This is a genomic window from Paraglaciecola sp. (genome assembly GCF_051252315.1).
GTDB lineage: Bacteria > Pseudomonadota > Gammaproteobacteria > Enterobacterales > Alteromonadaceae > Paraglaciecola.
This window is the reverse complement of the sequence record NZ_JBPOFP010000229.1, coordinates 1-2,836: the sequence shown is the minus strand read 5'-3', so window position 1 is coordinate 2,836 and position 2,836 is coordinate 1. Positions and strand designations below refer to the sequence as shown.

The window sequence follows — 2,836 nt, the reverse complement described above, 5'->3', positions numbered from 1 at the left end:
TCGTAAAGCTTAATTCATAAATTATTTAGTTAAAAGGCCGCTGATTAGCGGCCTTTTTTATACATCAAAGTAAGTACACGATTAACAATATCTTTGGCTTTCCATTTTAGATTTACATATTCACTAATGGCTTTGCTAAACCTACTTTGACTAAAATGAGAACATTCAACAAAAATGGCTAACGTCACAAGGGCATTAATAGATACATATTTACTTCTTCATATGGTTCATCTCAACTTCATCAAACTCCCTTAGATTCATCTTAACTTTCAACTAGTATTTAGGTCACATAGATTGTCAATTATTTTTACACCAAGTTTCAGCCCCTCCATAAAAAAACACATAAAACGCCGCAAGACACTGATTAATATAGAAATAAAAAACTTGGCACCAATAATGCTTATAACTAAATATCTCTTGTAGTAATGTTGTTAATTTAACTAAAATTATATTTTGGAGTTCCACATGTTTAAATCTATATTCTTAAAAACAGCTGTAGCATCTTTAATGCTTAGCAGCCTAACTGCCTCAGCTAATCAAACCATTGACTTATTCACAGACAACCAAGATAAAGTTGAAATAATTGGTGGCGTTGGTGGCACTAACTCTAGTCAAGTACTTGGTGCAGACATTATTGGTGGAGAGCGTGACATCATTGTAACGGCTGGTACTGATACTGAAGCTTCAGCTCAAGTTACCAACAACCAACTTATCATTAAGTCTGGTGATGGTTATGATGACAACGGCAGTAATGAATTTACTGTTGAAGTGCAATGGGACGGTTTAGACGATTCTTCTGATTTAAATACAACTCCTGGATTAAACCCTGTTGCTGACTTCGACAACCTAAATGGTTTCAGCGCTACAATCAACAACTCTGACGGCACAGGATCTTTTGAAGTTACTCTTTTCGATACTGTTACTTCATCAACTATCCTTTTACCGTTTATTGCAGTAAGTGGTGCACCTGTGACATTTTCTATCCCGTTTGCATTCTTCCCACTAGTTGATTTATCTGACATTACAGCAATCACACTTAAGTTAACTTCTACTGGTAATACAGATATCCGTGTAGCTGCGATTAATGCAGTATCAGCACCTTCAAGTTTAGCGGTATTAGGACTTGGGTTGCTAGGATTTGCCGGATTTGCTCGTCGTAAAGCTTAATTCATAAATTATTTAGTTAAAAGGCCGCTGATTAGCGGCCTTTTTTATACATCAAAGTAAGTACCTGTAAACAAGAATATTTAAGCATGATCAAAACGAAAGAATAGTGATACGAATATCGGGTTATACAAATTTGTTTAGCATCCAAAACGTATTCGTGAGCACCAACCCAAATACTTATCAAAGAAATAGACAACAGAAGCGACAAACGGAAAGTGAAAATACTTTGTAGAATATATGTCGCTAAGTAAAACTAACTATCACTATGATATATTGAACTTTTTTATAAAAATATGGGAACATTTACATTCTAATTAGTGACACTAAACATAATGCCCTCATATATATAGACGCATATCAGAACGAAACACTGTCCACAATAAAAACTAAACCGTAAGAATTTAATTTAGGATAAAACATTAATTAGTTGGAGCAGCCCTATTTCACAGCCTTTTTAATTACAATTAAATTATTTAGGAATATAAATATTACCTTAGAGTAGTCATAGGCGGTCAACTAGCGTTATTATAAAACTAATCACTTTTTAGCAAGGAAATAACATGAATATAAAGGTCGTCTGCGTCGTTATACTTATAGCCGTGGGGTTCAGTGCATGTACTCAAGAAACAATAGAGCAACAATTATCTCAAGCTGATAATTGGTTAAAGGAAGGGGATAAGCGTGCAGCAATTTTGGTTTTAAAAAATGCAGCTCAGGCAGCCCCAGTAAATTCAGAAATTAGGTTTAAACTTGGTAAAATATACTTAAGCACAGGGTTAGCAGCGCAGGCCGAAAAGGAATTAAAACTTGCTTTAAAACAAGGTTATGAGACTAATATTGTTATACCACTAATAGCAAAGTCACTAATATTACAATTTAAGAACACTGAATTAATAGAATTCGTCAATAATTCAAAAGGTCTATCTTTAGAGGCAATGACCACTTTGTACACGCTTCAAGCTCAAGCATATTTTGCTTTAAATGACGTAGAGTCTGCGAACCAATCCATTTTTAATGCAAATGAGTTATCTGCTGAATCACCTTATGCGAGATTAGGATCTGCTTACGGCGCATTTAATAAGAAAGAAATCGCTCTTGCCTTAGACACTGTCGATCAATTACTGCAGCAATACCCTGAGTTTACCGAAGCACTATTATTGAAAGGGCAACTTGAAAGCTCAAAAAGTAACTTTAAAGCTGCTTTAACTAGTTTTGAAAAGTATCACCAGTTAAAACCCGATTTATTTCAAGGCAGAGTTTACTTAGCCGATGGTTACATTAGAAACAATCAGTTAAAAGAGGCTGAGCGCCATGTCGATATTCTACTTAGCGTTAATAAAAACTCTCCCTTTATTAACCAACTAAAAGCTCAAATAAAATATCACTATAATGATTATGAAGCAGCTAAACTATATGCCGAAAATGCGAATACGTATGGTGGAGAAAACCAAGTAACAAATACTATAGCTGCTGTTTCTGCTTATCAACTGGGTTTAAATGAACAAGCTTATACACATTTGTCAAAGTCAATTGATAAATTACCGAAAAACCATCAATTACATGGGCTGTACCAGGTATTAAAATTAAAACTAGGGTATGCTTCCAACGAACACCTTGACCAAGAAACACTAATTGGCTTAAAAGAAAATCATCAAGACTTGCTTATAGA

2 protein-coding genes are annotated in these 2,836 nt (G+C 34.6%); both read left to right on the top strand.

Annotated elements, in window-relative coordinates:
• Positions 1-465: 465 nt before the first annotated feature.
• Positions 466-1,167, top strand: coding sequence for a PEP-CTERM sorting domain-containing protein (locus ACSHXM_RS21490; RefSeq protein WP_435692419.1), 702 nt, complete (start codon positions 466-468; stop codon positions 1,165-1,167).
• 560 nt (positions 1,168-1,727) lie between these two features.
• Positions 1,728-2,836, top strand: a 1,109-nt coding sequence (locus tag ACSHXM_RS21485; RefSeq protein ID WP_435692417.1) for a tetratricopeptide repeat protein, incomplete at its 3' end; no start/stop codon positions are given.

Excerpts from the sequence above, each read along its gene's own strand:
- ACSHXM_RS21490 (WP_435692419.1), top strand. The coding sequence starts at position 466 with ATGTTTAAATCTATATTCTTAAAAACAGCTGTAGCATCTTTAATGCTT.